A 20,845-nucleotide genomic window follows, 5' to 3' on the forward strand; every position below is an offset into this window, starting at 1 on the left:
GTTGAAACGGTCAATTGCGGGCCGCAATGCAACTGCTATTGTTGCGGCATGGAATCATCGATCGTTGACCTGGTTCGAGCCATCGTGGAGCACGTCGATGACCGATACGGTCGGACGGCAGCCTGGATCATGGCCGTATTGGGCGGCGCAGTATTGATCGGCACGCCGGTAGCCTTAATTTCCTATTTGCTCCGCTAGCGCCCGCTCGAGAAATCATAGATTCCTGCCCCGGGATGGCAACTAGGCGTCACCCCACCGCGCGGCCCTTGCCCTCCCAATAGGGTGCGCGCAGTTCGCGACGGAGCACCTTGCCCGACGGGTTGCGCGGCAGCGCTTCGATGAACTCGACGCTCTTGGGCAGCTTGTACGCGGCGATGCGCTTGCGCGCCCAGGCGATGACGGCGGCGGGGTCGGGGGCCGCGCCCGCGACGGGGACGATCAGCGCCTTCGCCGACTCCCCCCATTTGGCGTCGGGGACGCCGATCACCGCGACGTCGGCGACGCCGGGGCAGCCCATGATCGCGCTTTCGACCTCGGCCGGATAGATATTCTCGCCGCCCGACACGATCATGTCCTTGATGCGGTCGTGGACGAAGTAGAAGCCGTCGGCGTCGCGGTAGCCGACGTCGCCGGTGTGGAGCCAGCCGCCCGCAAGCGTCTCTGCGGTCGCGGGGCCGCGGTTCCAATATTGCTTCATCACGATGCCGCCGCGGATCGCGATCTCGCCGATCTCACCGTCACCGAGTTCCTTCCCCTCGCCGTCGAGGATCGCCATCGCGACCCCCGGCCAGGGCTTTCCGCACGAGGTGAGCTTGCCGGGCAGGTCGTGTGCCGAGGGCGAGAGATAGGAGCCGCCGCCGGCGGATTCGGTCATGCCATAGAATTGCACGAAGTCGCAGCCGAAGGTCGCGCGCGCGCGGCGCAGCACATCTTCGGCGATCGGCGAGGCCCCATAAGCGATCGACCGGAGCGCGGGATAGCGGCCGGCGGCGGCCGAGGGCTGCATCAGCATCATCTGGATCATCGCGGGAGCGAGGAAGGCGTGGGCGACGCGCTCGTGCCGGAGCATCTGGATCGCGTCGTTGGCAGTGAAGTCCTTGACGAGCAGCAGGCGGCCGCCCTGCGCCAACCCCGAGAAGCTGACGTTGGTGCCCGCGACGTGGAAGAGCGGCATGACGATCATCACCGTCTCGTCCTCGCCATAAGCGAAGCCGTCGACCTCGGTCGCCGCCTCAAGGAAGGTACGGTAATTGCGGTGGGTCAGCACGACGCCCTTGGGCAGCCCGGTGGTGCCGCTGGTGTAGAGTTGCAGGACATCGTCGGCGAGATCGGGGCCGGGCAGCCCGCTGTCGGATGCGTCACCGAGCCACTGGTCGAATGGCTCGAACGCCGGATGCTCGCCGTAGAGCGCGACGAGGCGCGGCGGGTTGGCGAGACCGGCGACGGCGGCGAGCGCGCAGTCGAAGAAATCCTCGCCGACGAAGAGCAACTTCGGCGCGGCATCGCCGACGATGAAGCCGACTTCGGCGGGCACCAGCCGGTTGTTAATCGGGGCGAAACAGGCGCGTGCGAGCGCAGTGCCGAAGAAGAGCGGATACCAGGCATCATGGTTCTTGGTCAGCGCGGAGATGCGGTCGCCGGGCTGGATGCCGGCGGCGATTAGCGCGTTGGCGACTCGGTTCGAGCGCTTGTCGAGGTCGGCGAAGCTGGTTTCGCGGTCGCCATATTTCACCGCGACGGCCTCGCCGCGCACGCGTGCCTGCGCGCCCGGGATGTGGGCCAAGGTCCGGATGGCATCCAGATCGATCATTTCGCTCTCCCCAAGGTCAATTTTTCTTGAATTAGATAGAATACTAAGCAAATGCTTGGCCAGCAAAAAATCGAGAGGACAAGCCTTGGCTCCACTTCCCTTATTGCCGACAACAATCGTCGGAAGCTACCCCCAGCCCGACTGGCTGATCGACCGCGAACGGCTGAAGGCAAGCCTGCCGCCGCGCGTGCGTGCCGAGACCTTGTGGCGCATCCCCGAACCCTGGCTGGCCGATGCGCAGGAGGCCGCGACGCTGATGGCGATCCGCGACCAGGAAGAGATCGGCATCGACATCGTCGGCGACGGCGAGATGCGCCGCGAAAGTTACTCGAACCGGCTCGCGACCGCGCTGTCGGGCATCGACACCGAGAAGCATGGCACGGCGATCGACCGCACCGGCAACGCCAATCCGGTGCCGCTCGTCTCGGGCCCGATCCGCCGCGTGGCGCCGATCGAGGCGCAGGATGCGGCCTTCCTGCGGCGCCATTCGAGCAAGCCGGTGAAGCTCACCCTGCCCGGCCCGTTCACGATGACGCAGCAGGCCGAGAATGGCTATTATCCCGACGCGCGCTCGCTCGCGATGGACTATGCCGATGCGGTCAATGCCGAGGTGAAGGATCTGTTCGCGGCGGGGGTCGATGTCGTCCAGCTCGACGAGCCCTATCTTCAGGCGCGCGCGGCGGAGGCCAATGCCTATGCGATCGAGTCGATCAACCGCGCGCTCGACGGGGTCGGCGGGACGACCGCGCTGCATATCTGTTTCGGCTATGCGATGGTGCATCACGGCGCGGGCGCGACGGGGCCAAAGCCCAAGGCCTATGACTTCCTTGCCGAGCTCGAAGCCTCGAACGTCGACGTGATCTCGATCGAGGCGGCGCAGCCGGGGCTCGACCCCGCGATCCTCGCCGAACTGCCGACCAAGACGATCATGTATGGCGTGCTCGACCTGTCGACCCCCGAGGTGGAGACGCCCGAGGTGGTTGCGGGGCGCATCCGTGAGGCTTTGCGCTATGTCGACGCCGAGAGGCTGTGGATCGCGCCCGATTGCGGGATGAAATATCACAGCCGCGCGCATAGCCAGGCCAAGCTGAAGGCGATGGTCGATGGGACGGCGCTGGTGCGGGGGGAGCTCAAATAATATTGTCATCCCCGCGAAAGCGGGGACCCAGGGGCTAGCTAAGTCGATGCACGCACTGGGTCCCCGCTTTCGCGGGGATGACAGAAAGTCAGGCGTCGATGAAATCGGCCAGCAACGGCACCACAACCTCGGGCGCCTCGACGGTCGGCAGATGACCGGCCCCCGCGATCACCTCGAGCCGTGCGCCGGGGATCGCGTCCAGTATTTCATCATGATGCGCGCGGCTGGTGATGCCGTCCTTTTCGCCCCAGACCAGCAAGGTCGGCACCGCGATCTCGCCAAGGCGCGGGCGGCTGTCGATGCGCGCCATGATCGCGCGCTGCTGGGCGAGAAAGGTGGCGGCGCCGGTGTCGGACGCCATCTGGCGCGCGATGCCGAGCAGGTGGGCGTGGTTTCGCTTGTCCTCGGGGAAGAGGATCGGGATGCGTTCCTCGACCACTTGCTCGAACTGGCCGCTCTCGACGAGGTCGATATAGCCCTGCCGCCGCGCGGTCTGGGCGGGACCGTCGGCGGAAGCGAGCGTCGAGATCAGCACAAGCTTGGCGACGCGCTCGGGCGCACGGCGCATGACTTCGAAGGCGATGAAGCCGCCCATGGCGTGGGCGACGAGCGCGAATTTGGGCGGGGCATTGTCGAGGAGGCGCTGCGCGAAACCCTTGATCGTGTCGTCGCTCTGATTGTCGGCGACGATGATTTCGCGGTCGGACCAGGCGTCGAGCAGCGGCTGCCATACGGCGTCGGTCAGGAGTTGGCCTGTGATGAGGACGATAGGGAGCGACATTAGACCACCTGATGCAGGAGCGGTTCGCCGGCGGCGAGGCGGCGGCAGTTTTCGTGCGCCACCGTCAGGCTGCGCACAAGCGTTTCGGGGGTGAGCCAGGCGATGTGCGGGGCGAGGACGGCATTGGGCAGTCCGAGCAATGGATTGCTGCGCGGCAACGGCTCTTCGGCGAAGACGTCGAGGCCCGCGCCACGGAGGTGGCCGCTGGTCAGCGCCTCGACCAGCCTCGCTTCATCGACGAGTTCACCGCGCGCGGTGTTCACCAGCACCGCGCCCTTTTTCATCGCGAAGGGATTGATGCTGGCGCGCGTTTCGTCGGTTAGCGGCATGTGCAGCGAGACGATGTCGCTGGTGGCGAGCAGTTCGTCGAGCGGCAGGAATTGGTAGGGCACATCGCGCTTGCTGCGCGCCGCATAGACGATCTTCGCGCCGAGCGCGGCCAGCGCGGGCGCGAGCAATTGGGCCGAATTGCCGAATCCGACGAGGCCGATGGTGCGCCCGCCGATCTCGCCTACCTGATCGAGTTCGGACGGGTCGGCGGTCCAGCCTTCGCCGGCGCGGGTGCGGGCGTCGAAGAAGCAGGTGCGGCGCAGCACCGCCATCATCAGCGACAGCGCCATTTCGGCGACCGCCTGGCTGTTGGTGCCGGGCATGTTGCACACCGCGGCGCCGTGATCGCGGGCGGCATCGAGCGCGATGGTGTTCACCCCGACGCCGAGTTTCTGGATCAGTTTGAGCTTCGGCGCCGAAGCGATGAAGTCGGGGGTGACCGGGGTCAGCACATGGAGCAGCGCGGTGATGTCGGGGGCGACGGCGTCGAGCGGTTCGGCCTCGTCGACGTGGGTGACGACGCCCGGACCGAAGATCGCGTCGACGGCGTCGCGGAAACCGGGGCTGGGACGCGCGTGGAGGACGATCATGCGACCGCGCCGATGCTGCCCGCGAAGGCCGAGAAGCCCGCGAACACCGCGTCGGCGCCCATCGCCTCCTCGATGCGCAGCATTTCGTTCCACTTCGCCATGCGTTCGGAACGGGTGAAGCTGCCGACCTTGAGCTGCCCCGCGTTCCAACCGGTCGCGAGATGCGCGATGGTGACGTCCTCGCTCTCGCCCGATCGCGCCGAGACGATCGCGCCCCAGCCGCGCGCGACTGCGGCGTCGAGCGCGGCCTTCGCCTCGGTGACGGTGCCGACCTGGTTGACCTTGATCAGCGCGGCGTTGCACACCCCCGCGTCGCCGGCGCGTTCGACGCGCTCGGCATTGGTGACGAGCACATCGTCGCCGATGATCTGGACGCGGTCGCCGATCGCGGCCGTAACGGCAGCCATCGCGGTCCAGTCGTCCTGCCCCGCCGGATCCTCGATCGACAGGATCGGATAGCGACCCGCCCATTCGCCGATGCGCGCCGCCATCGCCTCGCTCGTCAGGCGGCCGTCGTCGAGCGCGAGGCTGTAGCCCGAGGCGTCGCCGAGTTCGTTGGCGGCGATGTCGAGCGAAATGAAGACATCCTCGCCCGCGCGGTGGCCGCTCGCCTCGATCGCCCTGGTGAGCGTGTCGAGCGCATCCTCGTTCGACGCGAAATTGGGCCACCAGCCGCCCTCGTCGGCGACGCCGCTGAGCGGGCCTTTCGCCTCCATCAGCCTGCCTGCAGCGCGGTAGACATCGTCGGTGATTTCGAGCGCGCGGCGGAAGCTGCCTGCTGTGGGGCACATGATCATGAAGTCCTGCACGTCGGTGCGCCGCCCGGCGTGCGCGCCGCCGCCGAAAATCTGGATCTCGGGGAGCGGGATGCGGACCTTCGTGTCGCCCGCAAGATAGCGCCATAGCGGCAGCCGCGCATCGGCGGCGGCGGCGTGGAGCACCGCCATCGAGACCGCAACGACGGCGTTGGCGCCGAGGCGCGCCTTGTTCGGCGTGTTGTCGAGCGCGCAGAGCGCGGCGTCGACCGCGGCCTGGTCGTGCGCCTCCATGCCGGTGATCGCGGGGGCGATCTCGGCGCCGATGCCGGCCACGGCGCGGTTGACGCCATAGCCGCCGAACGCTGCGCCGCCATCGCGGAGGTCAATCGCTTCATGCGCGCCGCGCGAGGCGCCTGCGGGGGCGATGGCGCGGCCGACGGCGCCCGAGGCGAGGATGACTTCAGCCTCGACCGTGGGGCGGCCGCGCGAATCCCAGAGCTGGCGGCCGGTGACGGAAGCTATAGGCGATGGCATTCTAGGTCCTTTTCCAGTGGGCGACGAGCGCGTCGATCGGTTGCGGCGCGCGGATCAGCGCACGCGCCTGATCGCGCACGATATGCTTGTGAGCGGGGTCGGTGAGATAGGGGGCGGGCGACTTGCCCTCGACGCGCGCGAGGAGCAGCGCCGCGGTGAGCTTGCCCGCACGGAGCAGCAGATCGTCCGCATCCTCCCAGTCGATGCCCGCGCGATAGGCGGCGACGAGCGCGGCCGCCGCTTCACTCAGCCGCGCGTCGCCCGACCACACCGCCTTGAGCAGCAGGTGCGTAGCGCAGAAAGCGAGGTCGAAGGCGGGGTCGCCATAGACCGCGCATTCGGCGTCGAGGAAGACGGGGCCGTCGGCGCTGACGAGGATATTCTTCGGGCTGACGTCGCCATGGACGAGCGCGATCTTGCGGCCCGACAGGTCGGCGGCGAGCGTCGTGAGCGCCGGCGCGAGTTCGGCGTCATGCTGCGCAACATAGAGCAGGAAGGGATCGACGCGCAGCGCGCGAAACATGTCGTCGTTGGGGAAGTCGGCGCGGTCGCCGTCGTTGTACGCGGTGGCGGCGTGGACCGCAGCGATCCCCTTCCCCACCTGCGCCGCGAAATCGGCATCGACGCGGCTCGCCATCAGCTCGTCCTTCCACACCGGACAGCCGGGGAGGAAGCGCATCGCAAAGGCGTGGCCGGGCAGTTCGGCGAGCACTTCGGGCACGATATGCGGATCGACGCCGCGCGCGCGGCGCAGCCAGCGCACCTCGCTGATCCCGCGCTCGACGGGCGCGAGCCATTCAGCGGCGACGCGGAGTTGCGGCAGCGGACGCTTGACGACGATCGGGCCGGTCGGGCTGTCGACCTTCCATACGTCGCACGACACGCCACCGGTCAGCGGCTGGAGGGCGACCTCACCCTCCCCCGCCAGCCCGGCGCCGCGCAGCGCTTCGATGATGTCCGCGTCCGCCGTCACGTCACAGCTTCTCCCGGATCCATGCGCCGACGAGGTCGGCGGCGTCCTGCCGTTCCTTGATCGAATCCTCGAAATAATGCGCGCCAGGGATCAGTTCGAGCTTTTTGTCGGTCGAGCCGAGGAAGTCGAAGATCTTGCGCGCGTCGCTGGGGAAGACGCCGGTGTCGGCGAGGCCCTGTACCACCAGCGCGGGCGTGTCGTGCTTCGCGAGATGCGGCTCGCCCTGGCACGGCGAGGATTCGAGGCTCCACATGTTGAGCCAGGTCTTGAGCGTGTTGGCACGACCGATGCTCGGCGTGCGGTTGGCGATCGCGGGGTCGCCACGATAGCACCAGTTGGGCTTGCGCTCCGACGGGTCGATCGCCGGATCGACGCAGCGGATGTCGCCCCAGCAGCGGAACAGCGGGAAGATGCGGTCGGGGATGCCCGCCGCGTTGAGCCGCGCGAGTTCGGCCTTCGCCCAGTCGGTGATGCGCTGGTTGCGGGCGCGCTGACCGGCGCGGTATTTGGCGATGAAGGCGTCCGAATAGGGCGGGCCATTGTCGGGGTTGAACGGGTCGAGTTCGGGGTCGGTCAGGGTCGGGTCATTCTCGTCGATGACCGATGCATCCATCCAGTCGGTGAGGACTTCGGGGCGGCCCTGGTGCGCGTTGAAGCTGATGTAGAGATCGCCCTTGATGAGCTGCGCGAGCGCATCCTGTCCGATCGACGGCAGGCGATCGGTGAGCGTCGGGGCGATCGCTTCGGCCTGATAGGCGCCCATCAGCGAGCCGCCGCCCGAATTGCCGAGGATGACGACCTGTTCGACCCCGGCCTCTTCCTTCAGCCACCGCACGCCGACGCCGATGTCGAGTACCGCGTGTTCGAGCAGGAACTGGTCCTCGAAACCGCGATAGCGGGTGTTCCAGCCGAGGAAGCCGAAGCCCTGCCGCGCAAAGTATGGCGCGATATAATGTTCGGAGAAATCGACGTTATAATGGGTGGCGATGATCGCGACCTTGGGGCGCTTGCCCGCCTCGGTCCAATAGATGCCCTGGCACGGGTGGCCGCCGGCCTGGATGCGCGGCGCGGTCGGCGGCGCGCGGCCGATGAATGTCGCGTCGAGTCCCTCGATGCCATTGGGGTCCATAAGTCTCTCTCCTGTTTTCGGGTTGTTCTAGCGGGTGACGTCGAAGGGCAATTTATAGCCCTCCAGCCCGGCGCGGATCGCCTTCTTGTCGATCTTGCCCGTCGGGCCGAGCGGGATGTCATCGACGAAGATCACGTCGTCGGGCATCCACCATTTGGCGATCTTGCCGTCGAGATAGGCGGTCAGGTCGGCGGCCGTCGCGCTGGCGCCGAGCTTCAATTGACAGAGCAGGATCGGGCGTTCGTCCCATTTCGGATGCGACACACCGACCACCGCGGCGTTGGCGACCGCGTCATGGCCCATCGCGATATTCTCGATCTCGATCGAGCTGATCCATTCGCCGCCCGACTTGACGACATCCTTGGCGCGGTCGGTGATCTGCATATAGCCTTCGCGGTCGATCGTGCTGACGTCGCCGGTGTCGAAGAAACCTTCGGCGTCGAGCACGTCGCCGCCTTCGCCGCCAAAATAGGCGCCGGCGATCGTCGGACCCTTGATCATCAGCCGGCCGGGGGTCTTGCCGTCGTGCGGCAGGCGATTTCCGGCATCGTCGACGAGCTTCATGTCGAGCCCGCAGAGCAGGCGGCCCTGCTTGAGCTTATAGGCCATTTGTTCGGCATCGGACTTGGCGGCGACCGCGGCATTGGGGACCGAGACGGTGCCGAGCGGCGAGGTCTCGGTCATGCCCCAGCCCTGGATGACGTCGACACCATAATCGTCGCGGAAGGTGCGGATGATCGATTCGGGGCACGCCGAACCGCCGATGGTGACGCGTTCGAGCGTGGTGAAGCGTTTGCCGTTCTCCTGCATATACTGGAGCAGCATCTGCCACACTGTCGGGACCGCGGCCGAGTAAGTCACGCCCTCCTGCTCGATCAGATTGTAGATCGATTCGCCGTCCATGCGCTGCCCCGGCAGCACGAGCTTGGCGCCGACCGCAGGCGCCGAATAGACGACGCCCCAGGCATTGGCGTGGTACATCGGGACGACAAGCAGCACCGTATCGCGCGCCGACAGGCCGAGCGCGTCGCGCTGGAGCGTCATCAGCGCGTGGATATAGTTCGAGCGGTGCGAATAGAGCACGCCCTTGGGATTGCCCGTGGTGCCGCTGGTGTAGCAGAGGCCGCAGGCGGCATTTTCGTCAAAGCCGCCCCATGCATAGTCGGCGGGTTGACCGGCGATCCAGTCGTCGAAGGCGATAGCGGGAAAGCTGGTTTTCGGCAGAGAAGCAGCGTCGCAGAAGAAGATCACCTTCTCGATGCTCGGCACCTGCGGCAGCAATTCTTCGACCAGATCGGCGGTCGCGGGGTCGGCGATCAGCAGCCGGTCGCCGGCATGGTTCGCGATATAGGCGATCTGTTCGAGGAAGAGCCGCGGATTGAGCGTGTGGAGGACGGCGCCCATGCCCGCCGCACCGTACCAGGCCGCGAGGTGGCGCGCGCTGTTCCAGCCCATCGTCGCGACGCGGTCGCCCGCGACGATTCCTTCGGCGGCGAGCGCATTCGAGACGCGCTTCGCATCCTTGTGGATCGCGGCATAGGTCGAGCGGGCGACGCGGCCCTCGGCATCGCGCGACACGACTTCGCGCCCGCCATGCCAATTGGCGGCATGATCGAGGATGCGGTCGACCGTCAGCGGCACATCCTGCATCAATCCCATCATCGCTCGTGTCGCTCCCATGCCGACGGCGTCTGGCGCCTGTTAAAAGGATAGTATACTAAGTATTATGGCTTTGCAACGCCGCGCTGCCTTGCGCGCCCCCTGCCCTTCTTCTAGCACGGACCAAAGGCAAAGGGGGCCGACCGCAGCATCTTATGCGCACCAACCAATTGATCATCGCACTGTTCCAGCGTTTCTGCTGGCTCGACGAGGGGCTGCAGGCGCGTCTGCACGACCGCGGCTGGCCAGACGTCAACCGCCCGCAATCGATGGTGATGACCAACATCGTCAGCGGCGTCGTCCGCCCGTCGGACATCGCGCGCAACCTGGGGGTGTCGCGGCAGGCGATTCACAGCACGATCAACCAGATGGTCGCGCTCGGCATGGTCCAGCTCGACACCGATCCCGGCGACCGACGGCACATGATCGTGTCGCTGACCGAGACCGGCGCGCGGATGCGCCGGGATGCACAGCGCGCGATGGACGCGCTGACCGCCCAGATCGCCGAGGTGCTGGGACAGGACCGCTTCGACGCGCTGCTCGCGGCGCTCGAGGACGACTGGGGCGACAATATCGAACGGGCAACGGCGCCGACGAAGAAGAAGCGCGCCTAGGCCGCAAGCGCCTTCGCCACCGCGACCAGCCGCGCCGCGGTCATGTCGACGAGCGAGGCGGGGAGCGGCTCCCGAAGCTGCCCGGCCTCGTCGAAGGCGGCGTGCGCGTTCGGGACCAGAACCTGGTCGGGAATCACGAGCATCTGGATCGTGCCGAGGATTTGGCGCAGATGCGTGAGGCCGCGAATGCCGCCGAACGGGCTGATCGACGCGCCCATGATCGCCGCAGCCTTGCCGCGAAAGGCGGTGAGCGCGACGGGTCCTTCGTCGCTGGTCGGACGCGACGCCCAGTCGATCGCGTTTTTTAGCAGCGCCGGGATCGAGCCATTATATTCGGGCGACACGACGAGCAGCCCGTCCTGCGCGGCCAGCAGGTCTTTCAGTTTCAGCGCGTCGGCAGGAAAGGCATCCGCCTCGAGCGCGGCGGTGTAGATCGGCAGGTCGAGCGCGGCGAGGTCGACGACGGTCACGTCGGCCCCATGCGCCGCCAGCCGCGCCGCCGCGAGCGCACCAAGCGCCCGGTTGAACGATCCGTCGCGCGTGCTGCCGACGATCACCGCAATTCTGGTCATAATGCCTCCCGCTGCATTTGGTTAGAATACTAACCGATTCGCGGCGGGCATCGCAACTTAGCGCGGCCGGATCAAGCCTTGACGTCCGACAGCACCGACAGCTTTTGCGTTTCGTCGGCGAGGTTGCCGATCACGCGGCGCATCAGCGACTGCAGCACCTCGACCTCCTCATCGCTCATCCCGCGCGTCGCGATCTCGTGGATCTCGGCGTTCATCGGCGCGAGCACCAGCTCGAGTTTGCGCGCATGGGGGGTGAGGAAGATGAAGGTCTTGCGGCGGTCGTCTTCGGTCTTCTTGCGGGTGATGAAACCCGCCTTTTCCAAACCTTTGAGCGCGACGACCGTCGTCGGCTCGCGCATGCCGACGCGTTCGCTGAGTTCGCGCTGGGTGATGCCGTCCTCGCGCCACAACTGGCGCAGGAAGCGCCACTGGCCGGCGGACACATCATGGGTCAGCGTGCGGCGTTCGAGCAACCGCGAAAAGGATCGGAAGACGACGCGCGCGAGATAGCCGATGCTGTTTTCGGGATCGGTGTAAAATTCGGCGGGATGCCGAAAGCTCTGGTTGGTTTTGGCCAATGCACTGCTCCCCTGTGGCCGCTCGCGCGGCCTTGTGCCTGTCCCGATTCTTAGAGGCCGAAGAATCGGGCGGCAACCTCTATCGTCGCCGCACCGGTTCAAACCGTCGATATGATTGGACAAAGCGGCGAAAGCAATTTACTTAGACTACTAAGTTATTTGGTCGGAGATGATCGTGCAACAATTCGTCCGGGTGCGCGGCGTCGCGGCGCCGCTGCCGCTGGCCAATGTCGATACGGACATGATCATTCCGGCGCGATTCATGAAGGCACTGACGCGGAACGGGCTCGGCGCGCATCTGTTCGAGGAACTGCGTTTCGCGCCCGACGGCAGCGAACGCCCCGATTTCATCCTCAACAACCCGACCTGTCGCCGTGCGGAGGTCCTGATCGCCGACCGCAATTTCGGCTGCGGGTCGTCGCGCGAACATGCGGTGTGGGCGCTCGACGATTTCGGCATCCGCTGCGTGATCGCGCCGAGCTTCGGCGACATTTTCGCAAGCAATGCCCGCAAGAACGGGTTGTTGCTGGTCCGCCTGCCCGAAGCGATCTGCGCGCGGCTGTGCGCCGAGGTGGCGCTGTCGCAATATGCGCCGATCGAGGTGGACCTGACGGCACAGGAAATCCGGCTCGCGTCGGGCGAGGTCGTGGCGTTCGTGATCGATGCCGACGACCGGCGGGTGCTGATGGAAGGACTCGACGACATCGGACGGACGCTGCGGCACGAAGCGGCGATCACGCAGTTCGAGGCCACCTAGCCCAGCATATCGGGCGACGCGATCGCGCCCGCTATCGCACTTGCCGCCGCGAGCGCCGGGCTCATCAGATGGGTGCGCCCGCCGCGCCCCTGGCGGTTCTCGAAATTGCGGTTCGAGGTCGCGGCACAGCGTTCGCCGGGAGCGAGGCGGTCGGGGTTCATGCCGACGCACAGCGAACAGCCGGGTTCGCGCCATTCGAAGCCTGCGGCGCGGAACACGCGGTCGAGCCCCTCGGCCTCGGCCTGCCGCTTGACGAGCCCCGAGCCCGGCACGACCATCGCGCGGATATGCGGCGCGACGTGCCGGCCGCGAGCGATGGCCGCCGCAACGCGCAGATCCTCGATCCGGCTGTTGGTGCAACTGCCGATGAAAATCCGGTCGAGCCGCTGGCCCGCGATCGGCCGGCCGGGCGTCAGGTCCATATAGGCGAGCGCCCGTTCAGCCGTCGCGCGCGCATCGAGGTCGGGCAGTTCGGACGGATCGGGCACAAGCTCGCCGATGCCGACGACCTGCGACGGATTGGTGCCCCAACTGACCATCGGGCGAACGGCGGCGGCGTCGATGCGCAGTTCGCGATCGAAGGTCGCATCGGCATCGCTGGTGAGGCCCCGCCAGCGGGCGACCGCCCTGCCCCATGCGTCCCCGGTCGGCGCCGCCGGACGCCCGGCAAGATAAGCAAAGCTCGTCTCGTCGGGGGCAACCAGGCCGGCACGCGCACCCATTTCGATGCAGAGGTTGCACAAGGTCATGCGCGCCTCCATCGACAGCGCGCGGATGGCCGCGCCGGCATATTCGACGACATGGCCGGTGGCACCATCGACGCCGACGGTACGGAGCAGGTGCAGCGCCAGGTCCTTGGCCGAAACATCGGCCGGAAGCGCGCCATCGACCGTGATCCGCATGCTCCGCGACTTGCGTTGGCGGATCGTCTGGGTCGCGAGCACATGTTCGACCTCGCTGGTGCCGATGCCGAAGGCGAGCGCGCCGAAGGCGCCGTGGGTCGAGGTGTGACTGTCGCCGCAGACAATCGTCATCCCCGGTTGCGACCGCCCCTGTTCGGGTCCGACGACATGGACGATGCCGTTGCGCGGATCGCCCATTGCAAAACGCTCGACGCCCGCACGGTCGGCGTTGACCTCCAGCGCCAAGAGCTGCGCGCGCGCCGCTTCGTCGGCGACCCCCGATGCCCCGGCCGCCTGCCCTTCGGTCGGAACATTGTGATCGGAGAGGGCCAGCGCGCGTTCAGGCCTGCGCACGATGCGGCCCGAGGCCGCAAGCGCCGCGAAGGCCTGCGGCGAGGTCACCTCATGAAGCAGGTGCAGGTCGATGTAGAGGATCGATTCGCCATCGTCCTGCGCCACGACATGCGCGTCCCATATCTTGTCATATAATGTGCGCGCTCGCGCCGGATTGGTCATGCCGCATCACCCCCGCCGGCACGACTTCGGGGCGCGCCATAATACTTAGATATCTAACTTATATGGCATGTTCGCGGCTCGTATCAAGCGCTTTTCCGCCAATCTCGATTTTCACAATCATGCAATACTTAGTAGTTGAAGTATTATTTCGGCATGATATGAGAGCCTCGGGAACGAGGATAGAACCGACGGTACGAACCGAGGATGGATAATCCCGACCGGCGACAACACGGCACAAGCCGACACACCCGTTCCTTGGACAGACGAGCCGGATGCGTGCGCCGCACTTCCGAACGCGATTATGCGTGCGGAAACGGATTCCGCGCGCCGGCGAACGGGAGGACGACATGAAGACCGCTTTGCTATTGCTTTCGACCGCCGCAATCGCGCTTTCAGCCGCGCCGGCGCACGCTCAGGATATGGCCGCCCAGGCCGCGACCGACGAAGGCACGACCGCCGACGACACCTATGGCGAAATCCTCGTCACCGCGCAGCGCCGTTCCGAAAGCGTGCAGGACGTGCCGATCGCCATCTCCGCCTTCAACAGCGAGATGGTCGAGGCGAGTGGCAGCACCAACATCACCAGCCTCAACGGCCTCGCGCCCAATGTCGTGCTGCAGACGCAGGGCTTGGTCGCCAACGTGCCGATGATCTCGATCCGCGGCATGAGCACCGCCGACCCCGATCCGAACGCCGACCCCAAGGTCAGCACGATCATCGACGGCGTCTATATACCCTTCGTGTCGAGCACGATGCTCGACCTGTTCGACGTCGAGCGGATCGAGATCCTGAAAGGCCCGCAGGGGGTTCTGTTCGGCAAGAACAACCTTGCCGGCACGATCAACGTCATCAGCGCGCGCCCGACCGACGATTTCGGCGGCGAAGCGCGCGTCTCGCTCGGCTCCTACGGGCTCAAGCAGTTCCGCGGCAAGATCAACTCTGGCCGCTTCGCGAACGACGCGCTGGCGGCCAAGATCGCGGTCAATTTCCGCGACTATAATGGCTATGCGCGCAACGTGATCACCGGCAACCGCCTGAACGGCGCCAATGTGAAGTCGGTGCGCGGCGCGCTCGAATATGATCAGGGCGGCGCGTTCGATTCGACGCTGATCGTCGATTGGCTGAAGCAGAAGACGATCGGCCCGGCGCCGCATGTGCTCGACAATGGCGATCCCAATTGGGACCTGCTGCCCGACGCGGTGAAGACCGACGTCTATAAGGCGGCCGTTCTTTTCGATCCCTATGCCAAGACCGAAAGCTATGGCGGGTCGTGGAATTCGAACCTCGATGTGGGTTGGGGCACGATCAGTTCGGTGCTCGGCTATCGCCACCTGACCTATGTCACGCGCGGCGACTTCGACGGCCTGATCACCCCCGCCCCGCAGCTCGACGTCACGCGCGATTTCTCGGGCGAATCGAAGAGCGCCGAACTGCGCTATGTCTCGCCCGCCGGCGAGCCGGTCGATTTCGTCGTCGGCCTCTATTATCAGGCGGATAAATGGCGTCAGTTCAACACCGTGCTCGCCAACCCGACGACCACGACGCTGGCGCAGCTCCACCAGGATACCGAGAGCTATGCGGCTTTCGCGCTCGTCAATGCGCATCCCGCCGACGGGCTGACACTGTCGATCGGCGGCAGGTACAGTCATGATCGCAAGAAGTACGACATCGCATCGCAGGCGTTCGTCAACGGTAACCGAATCTCGTCCTTCGCGAGCAGCCTCGAGGCCTCGTGGGCCGAGTTCACGCCGCGCCTGACGGTGAATTATGAAGTCACCCCCGACGTCATGGTCTACGCCAATTATTCGCAGGGCTATAAGGCCGGCGGCTATAATTCGCGCGGCACCATCCCCGAGAATGTCGGCCCCTATGATCCCGAGCGGGTTACCGCATTCGAGCTTGGCGCCAAGACCGACCTGTTCGACCGGCTGCTGCGCCTGAACGTCGCGGGCTTCCTCAACAATTACCGCGACCTGCAAAGTTCGGTAACCAAGATGGGATCGGTCCGCGCCGAGAATGTCACGACAAATATCGCCGCAGCGAAGATTTATGGCTTCGAGGTCGAAAGCGTGCTGCGCCCTGCAACCGGCTTCTCGATCGGCGCCAATGTGGCCTATCTGCATGCGCGCTACACCGACTTCTGCGCGGACACCAACGGCGTGTTCACCAACGGCGCGCCAGAGCCGGGCCAGTGCGGGCCGGCGGTGCCGGTCCTGCTCAACGGCGTTCCCAACGGCACCTTCGCGGTCCCGGTCGATTCGTCGGGGTTGGACCTCGCCAATGCGCCCAAGTGGAGCGGCAGCCTGTCGCTCGACTATGCGATCCCGACCTCGTTCGGCGAGGTGAAGCTGCACAGCGACGCGCGCTATTCGGCGCGCTTCAATACCTGGGGCCGCAGCAACAATCCGGGCTATTACCGCAACGAGGTGGTGCTGGTGAATGCGAGCATCGCGGTCGCCGGCGATGACGAGCGGTGGAAGGTCACGCTTTATGGCACCAACCTGACCGACAAGAAGGTGATGTCGGGCGCGACCAATGCGGGCGCAACGCCGATCAGCCAATTCTATCAGGCGCCGCGCGAGTTCGGGGTCGACTTTGCGGTGAAGTTCTAAAATCCTGCGCCCGCGGTGCGTGAGGCGCGCCGCGGGCCGGCAACGATCGGGAGAGAGACATGGGCTGGGATGTGAATCGGCGAACCTTCGTCGGCGGCATGGGCGCGCTCGCGGCGGGGCTGGCGCTGCCGACCTATGCGAAGAACGGCAAGAAGCTCAACGTGCTGATGATCGTCACCGATCAGGAACAGAGCGTCGCGAGCTACCCTGCCGGGCTGCTCGAAAAACTGCCCCATCACCGTGAGTTGATGGAACGCGGGATGCTGGTCGAAAACTACCATGTTCACACCACCCCCTGCACCCCGTCGCGCTCGACGATCTTCCAGGGCCACCACACGCAGCAGACCGGGCTGTTCCTGAACAGTGACAATGCGCCGAACCCGGTCGCGGCGGAGGATATGCCGACGCTGGGCCATATGATGCAGGCGGCAGGTTACTACACGAGCTACAAGGGCAAGTGGCATCTCAGCCGGATGAATTTCGAGCGCAACTGGAACCGCGTGCCGGGCGGCATCTATCCGAGCACCGAGCGCGCGATGGAGAAATACGGCTTCCACGATTATGGCTTCGACGGCGAGGAACTGGGGCTGACCTGGGACGGCTATCGCGCCGACATGTTCGTCGCGGGCGATGCGGCACGCAGCATCTTCGATTTCGTGCGCCGCGACAAGGCGGGCGGGATGCCGTGGTTTATGGTCGTCGGACTGATCAACCCGCACGACATCATGTTCTATGACGCCACCGGCGAGCAGGCAAAGCATCGCGTCCATCCCGATATCCTCGCGCCGCTGCGCCGCGAGCCGGGCGACCCGATCTATGAGGTCGACAACAAGTTCGACCTGCCCGAGAGCTTCTACAAGGACGATCTTTCCACCAAGCCCGAGGCGCATAAGGGCATCCAGCGGCTCAACGATCTTTTCTACGGGCCGATGCCGCTCGACGACCTCGACAGCTGGCACCGCTTCAACAATTATTATTACAATTGCCTGCGCGACGTCGACCGGCGGCTGGGGCAATTGCTGTGGGCGCTCAAGGAAAGCGGCCAGATCGACAATACGATCATCCTGTACACCAGCGACCATGGCGAGCGCGCCGGGGCGCACGGGCTGCGCCAGAAGGCCGGCACGATGTACCGCGAGGAAACCAACATTCCGATGATCATCGCGCATCCCGATGTGAAGGGCGGACAGACCACCAAAGGGCTGATGGGCGCGATCGACATCGCGCCGACGCTGATGACGATCGCCGGGCTGTCGGCGGACGAAGGGAAGAACCGCTTCCCGAACCTGCCGGGGGTCGACGTGTCAGGACTGCTGTCGTCGCCGGCCGTCCCGACGGAGCGCGACAAGCGCGGGCATTTCTTCAACTATGCGGTCGCGCATATGTGGGAACCCAATTCGACCAAGGTCGTCGGCCCGCGTCCGCCGGGCGAACAGGTCGCCGATTACAGCAAGATCTATGACCTCGAGAAACGCCGCCTGCACCGCGGCGTCCATGACGGGCGCTGGAAATTCGCGCGCTATTTCGCGCCGGCGCACCACCACCAGCCGAAGGACTGGAAGACGCTCAATGCCCGCAACGACCTCGAGCTCTACGACACCCACGCCGACCCCAGGGAAATGGTCAACCTCGCCAATGATCCGAAGCACCGCAAGGAGGTGATGCGGCTCAACGCGATGGTGAACGCGCTCGCGGACCGCGAGATCGGCGTCGGGCTCGACGACGGCCGCGAATATCCGGGGCCGACCGAGTTGTACAACCAGCCCGGCTAGTCGTGCAGCGACGCCGCATCGGCGCAAGGCGCGGTTTCGGGCTGGATCGTGGCGTGATGGATTTCGAACCGCGCCTCCAGCATCGCGGCCAACGCGACGCGGACCACGTCCACATCGCCGCCATCGGAAACGACGACATGTGCCGTCAGGCTCGCATCGTCGCCCGCGACCGACCAGATGTGAAGGTCGTGCACGTCGGCGACCCCCGGCTGCGCGCGCATCGCCGCGCGCACCGCGTCGAGATCAATGCCGCGCGGTACGCCCTGCAACAGGATATGCGTCGTGTCGCGGAGCAATATCCACGTCCGCGGCAGCACCCACAGACCGATCGCGATCGCTACGACGGGATCGACCCAGTTCCATCCGGTCCCCCAGATCAGCAACGCCGCGCCGATCACGCCGACCGACCCCAGCATGTCGGCCCACACCTCAAGATAGGCGCCTTTGACGTTGAGGCTGTCATCCTTGCCGCCCGCGAGGATACGCATCGCGAAGAGGTTGACGAGCAGCCCGGCGCTCGCGACCAGCAGCATGCCGAGCGACTGGACCTCGGGCGGCGCGAAGAAACGCTGAACGCCTTCATAAAGGACGAAGCCCGCGACGAGAAACAACAGCACCGCATTGAAGGCCGCGGCGAGGATTTCAAAGCGGCGATAGCCATAGGTGCGTCGCTTGTCGGCGGGACGCTGGCCGATGCGGATCGCGGCGAGCGCGATCGCCAGCGCCGCCGCGTCGGTGAACATATGCGCGGCGTCGGACAGCAAGGCGAGGCTGTTGAACAGCCAAGCACCGACCAGTTCGGCGACGAGGAAGATCGAGGTCAGCCCGAGCGCGATCGACAGGCTGCGCGCATTGGCACCCGCGCCGTGATTGTGCGCGTGCCCCGCCTCGCCATGATCATGCCCTGCGCCCATATCGCTTCTCCGTCAGGATGCCGCCAGCGCGGCGGCCTGCCGCAATTCGCCGCGCGCCTGGCGGAAGACTTCAAGGCTGCCCCAGATCGCAAGACTCGCCATGATCGCGGCGACCGCGAGGTCGGGCCAGCCGCGGCCGGTGCCGAACACCCCGAGCGCGGCGGCGAGCACCGCGAGGTTGCCGATCGCGTCGTTGCGCGAGCATATCCACACCGAGCGCATGTTCGCGTCGCCGGTGCGATAACGATAGAGCATCAGCGCGACGACGACATTGGCGACGAGCGCCGCGCCACCGACGAGGCCCATGGTTTCGGCGTGCGGCGTCGTGCCGCTGACGAAACCCCAGACCGTCGCGCCGAGTACGCCGAGCCCGAAGAGCAGCATCGTCGCGGCCTTGAACAGCGCGGCGCGGGCGCGCCAGGCGAGCGCCATGCCGGCGACGCCGAGGCTGATCGCATAGTTGGCGGCATCGCCAAGGAAATCGAGCGCGTCGGCCTGAAGCGCGCGCGAGTCCGCCGCGACGCCCGCGACGATCTCGACCGCGAACATCGCGGCGTTGATCAGCAGCGCGATCCACAACACGCGCCGCCACTTGGGATCATTGAGCGCGGTCGTGCCGCTTTTGCCGGCACAGCATTGGTCGGCCATCTGCCGAATCTCCTTGGGATTTCGAGTCGACATCGACTATGCACCCTGTAGCAACTACAGGGTCAAGGCATGAAAATCGGCGAACTCGCGCGCACCACCGGCGCCAATATCGAGACGATCCGCTATTATGAGCGGATCGGCCTGCTTCCCGAGCCCGACCGCACCGCGGCCAATTATCGCAGCTATGGCGACAAGCACCGCTCGCGGCTGGCGTTCGTGCGCCATTCGCGCGAGCTGGGGTTCACGATCGAGGAAATCCGCTCGCTGCTCGACCTGTCGGACCATCCCGAGCGCGACTGTTCGGAAGCCGACCGCATCGCCACCGGCCATCTGGAGCAGGTCGAGGCGAAGATCGCACAGCTCGCTACGCTGCGCGACGAATTGGCGCGGATCGTCGGGCGGTGCCGCGGCGGACTGGCCGGCGATTGCCGGGTGATCGAGGCGCTGGGCGATCATCAGCTGTGCGAAGCCACGCACGCATGAGCGCGCCGCTGGCGACGATCGGCTGGTATGTGCTGGCGGCGCTGGGCGAGATCGGCGGCTGCTTTGCGGTGTGGGCGGTGTTGCGGCTGGACAAGCCGTCCTGGTGGCTGGCGCCGGGCGCGATCGCCCTCGCCTTTTTCGCTTATGCGCTGACCCGGGTCGAGGCCGAGGCGGCGGGGCGCGCGTTCGCGGCCTATGGCGGCATCTATATCATCGCCTCGCTCGTCTGGCTCAGACTGGTCGAAGGGGTGTCGCCCGACCGGTGGGATTTGCTCGGCGGCCTCATCTGCCTCGGCGGCGCGGCGCTGATCCTGTGGGGTCCGGGGCGCAGCTAGAGCCGATGGGCGGAGCGAAGCGTCATTTTGAGTTATATAACTACGTTTACTTTCTATCGCGATTGACATATTGGCGGGGGAAAGAGGACAGACGGCCGAAGGTCGCCGGTCACGGGAAAGGACGAATGGCATGGATTTGAAGCCGGGTTCGCGCTGGAAAAGCGCGGTGTGCGACGCGCAACTGGTGGTCGTGCGGCCGCCGAGCGCGGCGGGCGAACTGCAGTGTGGCGGCGTTCCGGTGCTGCCGATCGACGATGCGAGCGCGCCAAGCGGCGATGTCAGCGCCGATTTCGCCGAGGGCGTGATGATCGGCAAGCGCTACACCGATGAGGCGAGCGGGATCGAAGTGCTTGGCGCCAAGGCGGGCAAGGGATCGCTGGCGTTCAATGGTGTCGCGATGTCGATCAAGGGCGCGAAGCCGCTTCCCGCCTCGGACTGAC

The 20,845-nt window shown here is 66.0% G+C and carries 21 protein-coding genes; 9 read left to right on the forward strand and 12 right to left on the reverse strand.

What is annotated here, in order from left to right:
• The first annotated feature begins 48 nt into the window (after positions 1-48).
• The gene (locus tag EEB18_RS19865; RefSeq protein WP_187669037.1) at positions 49-198 is read left to right on the forward strand and encodes a hypothetical protein; all 150 of its coding nucleotides are present in this window, start codon (positions 49-51) and stop codon (positions 196-198) included.
• 49 nt (positions 199-247) lie between these two features.
• Here EEB18_RS19865 and EEB18_RS19870 read toward each other — a convergent pair whose 3' ends face one another.
• Entirely contained in the window at positions 248-1,810 is a 1,563-nt protein-coding gene (locus EEB18_RS19870; protein WP_187139961.1) for a long-chain-fatty-acid--CoA ligase, read from the reverse strand.
• Between EEB18_RS19870 and EEB18_RS19875 the strand changes: the two genes are divergently transcribed.
• Positions 1,791-2,948 (forward strand): 5-methyltetrahydropteroyltriglutamate--homocysteine methyltransferase, encoded by a 1,158-nt coding sequence (locus EEB18_RS19875; RefSeq protein WP_410468114.1) that lies wholly within the window; start codon positions 1,791-1,793, stop codon positions 2,946-2,948. The genes EEB18_RS19870 and EEB18_RS19875 overlap by 20 nt on opposite strands.
• Positions 2,949-3,036: 88 nt before the next feature.
• Here the strand turns inward: EEB18_RS19875 and EEB18_RS19880 are convergent, their stop codons facing one another.
• From EEB18_RS19880 to EEB18_RS19905, 6 genes are read right to left on the reverse strand one after another with little or no spacing between them, the layout of a single operon-like run.
• Complete coding sequence (locus EEB18_RS19880; RefSeq protein WP_187139959.1) at positions 3,037-3,729, reverse strand: alpha/beta fold hydrolase; 693 nt, start codon at positions 3,727-3,729, stop codon at positions 3,037-3,039.
• Positions 3,729-4,649, reverse strand: coding sequence for an NAD(P)-dependent oxidoreductase (locus tag EEB18_RS19885; RefSeq protein WP_187139958.1), 921 nt, complete (start codon positions 4,647-4,649; stop codon positions 3,729-3,731). Before EEB18_RS19885 ends, EEB18_RS19880 begins: the two co-directional genes overlap by 1 nt.
• Positions 4,646-5,941 carry a phosphopyruvate hydratase gene (gene eno, locus EEB18_RS19890; RefSeq protein WP_187139957.1) on the reverse strand — a complete coding sequence of 432 codons (1,296 nt, stop codon included), beginning with the start codon at positions 5,939-5,941 and terminating at the stop codon, positions 4,646-4,648. The genes EEB18_RS19885 and eno overlap by 4 nt, the downstream gene beginning before the upstream one ends.
• A 1-nt stretch (position 5,942) precedes the next feature.
• Positions 5,943-6,914: a phosphotransferase family protein gene (locus EEB18_RS19895; RefSeq protein ID WP_187139956.1), complete on the reverse strand. Its 972-nt coding sequence runs from the start codon at positions 6,912-6,914 to the stop codon at positions 5,943-5,945.
• Between the two features lies 1 nt (position 6,915).
• Complete coding sequence (locus tag EEB18_RS19900) at positions 6,916-8,043, reverse strand: alpha/beta hydrolase (protein WP_187139955.1); 1,128 nt, start codon at positions 8,041-8,043, stop codon at positions 6,916-6,918.
• A gap of 27 nt (positions 8,044-8,070) precedes the next feature.
• Positions 8,071-9,705: a long-chain-fatty-acid--CoA ligase gene (locus tag EEB18_RS19905; RefSeq protein WP_187139954.1), complete on the reverse strand. Its 1,635-nt coding sequence runs from the start codon at positions 9,703-9,705 to the stop codon at positions 8,071-8,073.
• A 152-nt stretch (positions 9,706-9,857) separates the two neighbouring features.
• Here EEB18_RS19905 and EEB18_RS19910 point away from each other — a divergent pair, with 152 nt between their 5' ends.
• Positions 9,858-10,316, forward strand: coding sequence for a MarR family winged helix-turn-helix transcriptional regulator (locus EEB18_RS19910; RefSeq protein WP_187139953.1), 459 nt, complete (start codon positions 9,858-9,860; stop codon positions 10,314-10,316).
• Here EEB18_RS19910 and EEB18_RS19915 read toward each other — a convergent pair.
• Positions 10,313-10,888 (reverse strand): NADPH-dependent FMN reductase, encoded by a 576-nt coding sequence (locus tag EEB18_RS19915; protein WP_187139952.1) that lies wholly within the window; start codon positions 10,886-10,888, stop codon positions 10,313-10,315. The genes EEB18_RS19910 and EEB18_RS19915 overlap by 4 nt on opposite strands.
• A 71-nt stretch (positions 10,889-10,959) precedes the next feature.
• Positions 10,960-11,466, reverse strand: coding sequence for a MarR family winged helix-turn-helix transcriptional regulator (locus EEB18_RS19920; RefSeq protein ID WP_056347472.1), 507 nt, complete (start codon positions 11,464-11,466; stop codon positions 10,960-10,962).
• Positions 11,467-11,641: 175 nt separating this feature from the next.
• Between EEB18_RS19920 and leuD the strand changes: the two genes are divergently transcribed.
• Positions 11,642-12,223: a 3-isopropylmalate dehydratase small subunit gene (gene leuD, locus EEB18_RS19925; RefSeq protein WP_187139951.1), complete on the forward strand. Its 582-nt coding sequence runs from the start codon at positions 11,642-11,644 to the stop codon at positions 12,221-12,223.
• Here leuD and leuC read toward each other — a convergent pair.
• Complete coding sequence (leuC, locus tag EEB18_RS19930) at positions 12,220-13,641, reverse strand: 3-isopropylmalate dehydratase large subunit (RefSeq protein ID WP_187139950.1); 1,422 nt, start codon at positions 13,639-13,641, stop codon at positions 12,220-12,222. The genes leuD and leuC overlap by 4 nt on opposite strands.
• Before the next feature lie 347 nt (positions 13,642-13,988).
• Here leuC and EEB18_RS19935 point away from each other — a divergent pair, with 347 nt between their 5' ends.
• Both EEB18_RS19935 and EEB18_RS19940 read left to right on the forward strand, forming a co-directional pair.
• On the forward strand, positions 13,989-16,253 hold the full coding sequence (locus EEB18_RS19935) for a TonB-dependent receptor (protein ID WP_187139949.1): 2,265 nt from the start codon (positions 13,989-13,991) through the stop codon (positions 16,251-16,253).
• A 59-nt stretch (positions 16,254-16,312) separates the two neighbouring features.
• On the forward strand, positions 16,313-18,025 hold the full coding sequence (locus EEB18_RS19940) for a sulfatase-like hydrolase/transferase (protein ID WP_187139948.1): 1,713 nt from the start codon (positions 16,313-16,315) through the stop codon (positions 18,023-18,025).
• On the opposite strand, the gene EEB18_RS19945 is transcribed toward EEB18_RS19940, so the two are convergent.
• Both EEB18_RS19945 and EEB18_RS19950 read right to left on the reverse strand, forming a co-directional pair.
• Entirely contained in the window at positions 18,022-18,939 is a 918-nt protein-coding gene (locus EEB18_RS19945) for a cation diffusion facilitator family transporter (RefSeq protein ID WP_187139947.1), read from the reverse strand. The two genes, EEB18_RS19940 and EEB18_RS19945, sit on opposite strands and share 4 nt — an antisense overlap.
• A 12-nt stretch (positions 18,940-18,951) precedes the next feature.
• Positions 18,952-19,587, reverse strand: coding sequence for a cation transporter (locus EEB18_RS19950; RefSeq protein ID WP_187139946.1), 636 nt, complete (start codon positions 19,585-19,587; stop codon positions 18,952-18,954).
• 69 nt (positions 19,588-19,656) lie between these two features.
• Between EEB18_RS19950 and EEB18_RS19955 the strand changes: the two genes are divergently transcribed.
• The 3 genes from EEB18_RS19955 (at position 19,657) to EEB18_RS19965 (ending at position 20,844) form a co-directional block, all read left to right on the forward strand.
• Positions 19,657-20,070, forward strand: coding sequence for a MerR family transcriptional regulator (locus EEB18_RS19955; RefSeq protein WP_056347484.1), 414 nt, complete (start codon positions 19,657-19,659; stop codon positions 20,068-20,070).
• Positions 20,067-20,405 carry a YnfA family protein gene (locus EEB18_RS19960; protein WP_187139945.1) on the forward strand — a complete coding sequence of 113 codons (339 nt, stop codon included), beginning with the start codon at positions 20,067-20,069 and terminating at the stop codon, positions 20,403-20,405. The genes EEB18_RS19955 and EEB18_RS19960 overlap by 4 nt, the downstream gene beginning before the upstream one ends.
• Before the next feature lie 130 nt (positions 20,406-20,535).
• Positions 20,536-20,844, forward strand: coding sequence for a hypothetical protein (locus EEB18_RS19965; RefSeq protein WP_187139944.1), 309 nt, complete (start codon positions 20,536-20,538; stop codon positions 20,842-20,844).
• Position 20,845: the final 1 nt, after the last annotated feature.

Origin of the sequence: Sphingopyxis sp. OPL5, assembly GCF_003797775.2 — a bacterium.
In the GTDB taxonomy this organism is placed as follows: domain Bacteria; phylum Pseudomonadota; class Alphaproteobacteria; order Sphingomonadales; family Sphingomonadaceae; genus Sphingopyxis.

Excerpts from the sequence above, each read along its gene's own strand:
- EEB18_RS19940 (WP_187139948.1), top strand. The coding sequence starts at position 16,313 with ATGGGCTGGGATGTGAATCGGCGAACCTTCGTCGGCGGCATGGGCGCG.
- EEB18_RS19875 (WP_410468114.1), top strand. The coding sequence starts at position 1,791 with ATGGCATCCAGATCGATCATTTCGCTCTCCCCAAGGTCAATTTTTCTT.
- EEB18_RS19965 (WP_187139944.1), top strand. The coding sequence starts at position 20,536 with ATGGATTTGAAGCCGGGTTCGCGCTGGAAAAGCGCGGTGTGCGACGCG.
- EEB18_RS19870 (WP_187139961.1), bottom strand. The coding sequence starts at position 1,810 with ATGATCGATCTGGATGCCATCCGGACCTTGGCCCACATCCCGGGCGCG.
- EEB18_RS19960 (WP_187139945.1), top strand. The coding sequence starts at position 20,067 with ATGAGCGCGCCGCTGGCGACGATCGGCTGGTATGTGCTGGCGGCGCTG.
- EEB18_RS19955 (WP_056347484.1), top strand. The coding sequence starts at position 19,657 with ATGAAAATCGGCGAACTCGCGCGCACCACCGGCGCCAATATCGAGACG.
- EEB18_RS19880 (WP_187139959.1), bottom strand. The coding sequence starts at position 3,729 with ATGTCGCTCCCTATCGTCCTCATCACAGGCCAACTCCTGACCGACGCC.
- EEB18_RS19945 (WP_187139947.1), bottom strand. The coding sequence starts at position 18,939 with ATGGGCGCAGGGCATGATCATGGCGAGGCGGGGCACGCGCACAATCAC.
- EEB18_RS19910 (WP_187139953.1), top strand. The coding sequence starts at position 9,858 with ATGCGCACCAACCAATTGATCATCGCACTGTTCCAGCGTTTCTGCTGG.
- EEB18_RS19905 (WP_187139954.1), bottom strand. The coding sequence starts at position 9,705 with ATGATGGGATTGATGCAGGATGTGCCGCTGACGGTCGACCGCATCCTC.
- eno (WP_187139957.1), bottom strand. The coding sequence starts at position 5,941 with ATGCCATCGCCTATAGCTTCCGTCACCGGCCGCCAGCTCTGGGATTCG.
- EEB18_RS19885 (WP_187139958.1), bottom strand. The coding sequence starts at position 4,649 with ATGATCGTCCTCCACGCGCGTCCCAGCCCCGGTTTCCGCGACGCCGTC.
- EEB18_RS19865 (WP_187669037.1), top strand. The coding sequence starts at position 49 with ATGGAATCATCGATCGTTGACCTGGTTCGAGCCATCGTGGAGCACGTC.
- EEB18_RS19915 (WP_187139952.1), bottom strand. The coding sequence starts at position 10,888 with ATGACCAGAATTGCGGTGATCGTCGGCAGCACGCGCGACGGATCGTTC.
- EEB18_RS19935 (WP_187139949.1), top strand. The coding sequence starts at position 13,989 with ATGAAGACCGCTTTGCTATTGCTTTCGACCGCCGCAATCGCGCTTTCA.
- EEB18_RS19950 (WP_187139946.1), bottom strand. The coding sequence starts at position 19,587 with ATGGCCGACCAATGCTGTGCCGGCAAAAGCGGCACGACCGCGCTCAAT.
- leuC (WP_187139950.1), bottom strand. The coding sequence starts at position 13,641 with ATGACCAATCCGGCGCGAGCGCGCACATTATATGACAAGATATGGGAC.
- EEB18_RS19900 (WP_187139955.1), bottom strand. The coding sequence starts at position 8,043 with ATGGACCCCAATGGCATCGAGGGACTCGACGCGACATTCATCGGCCGC.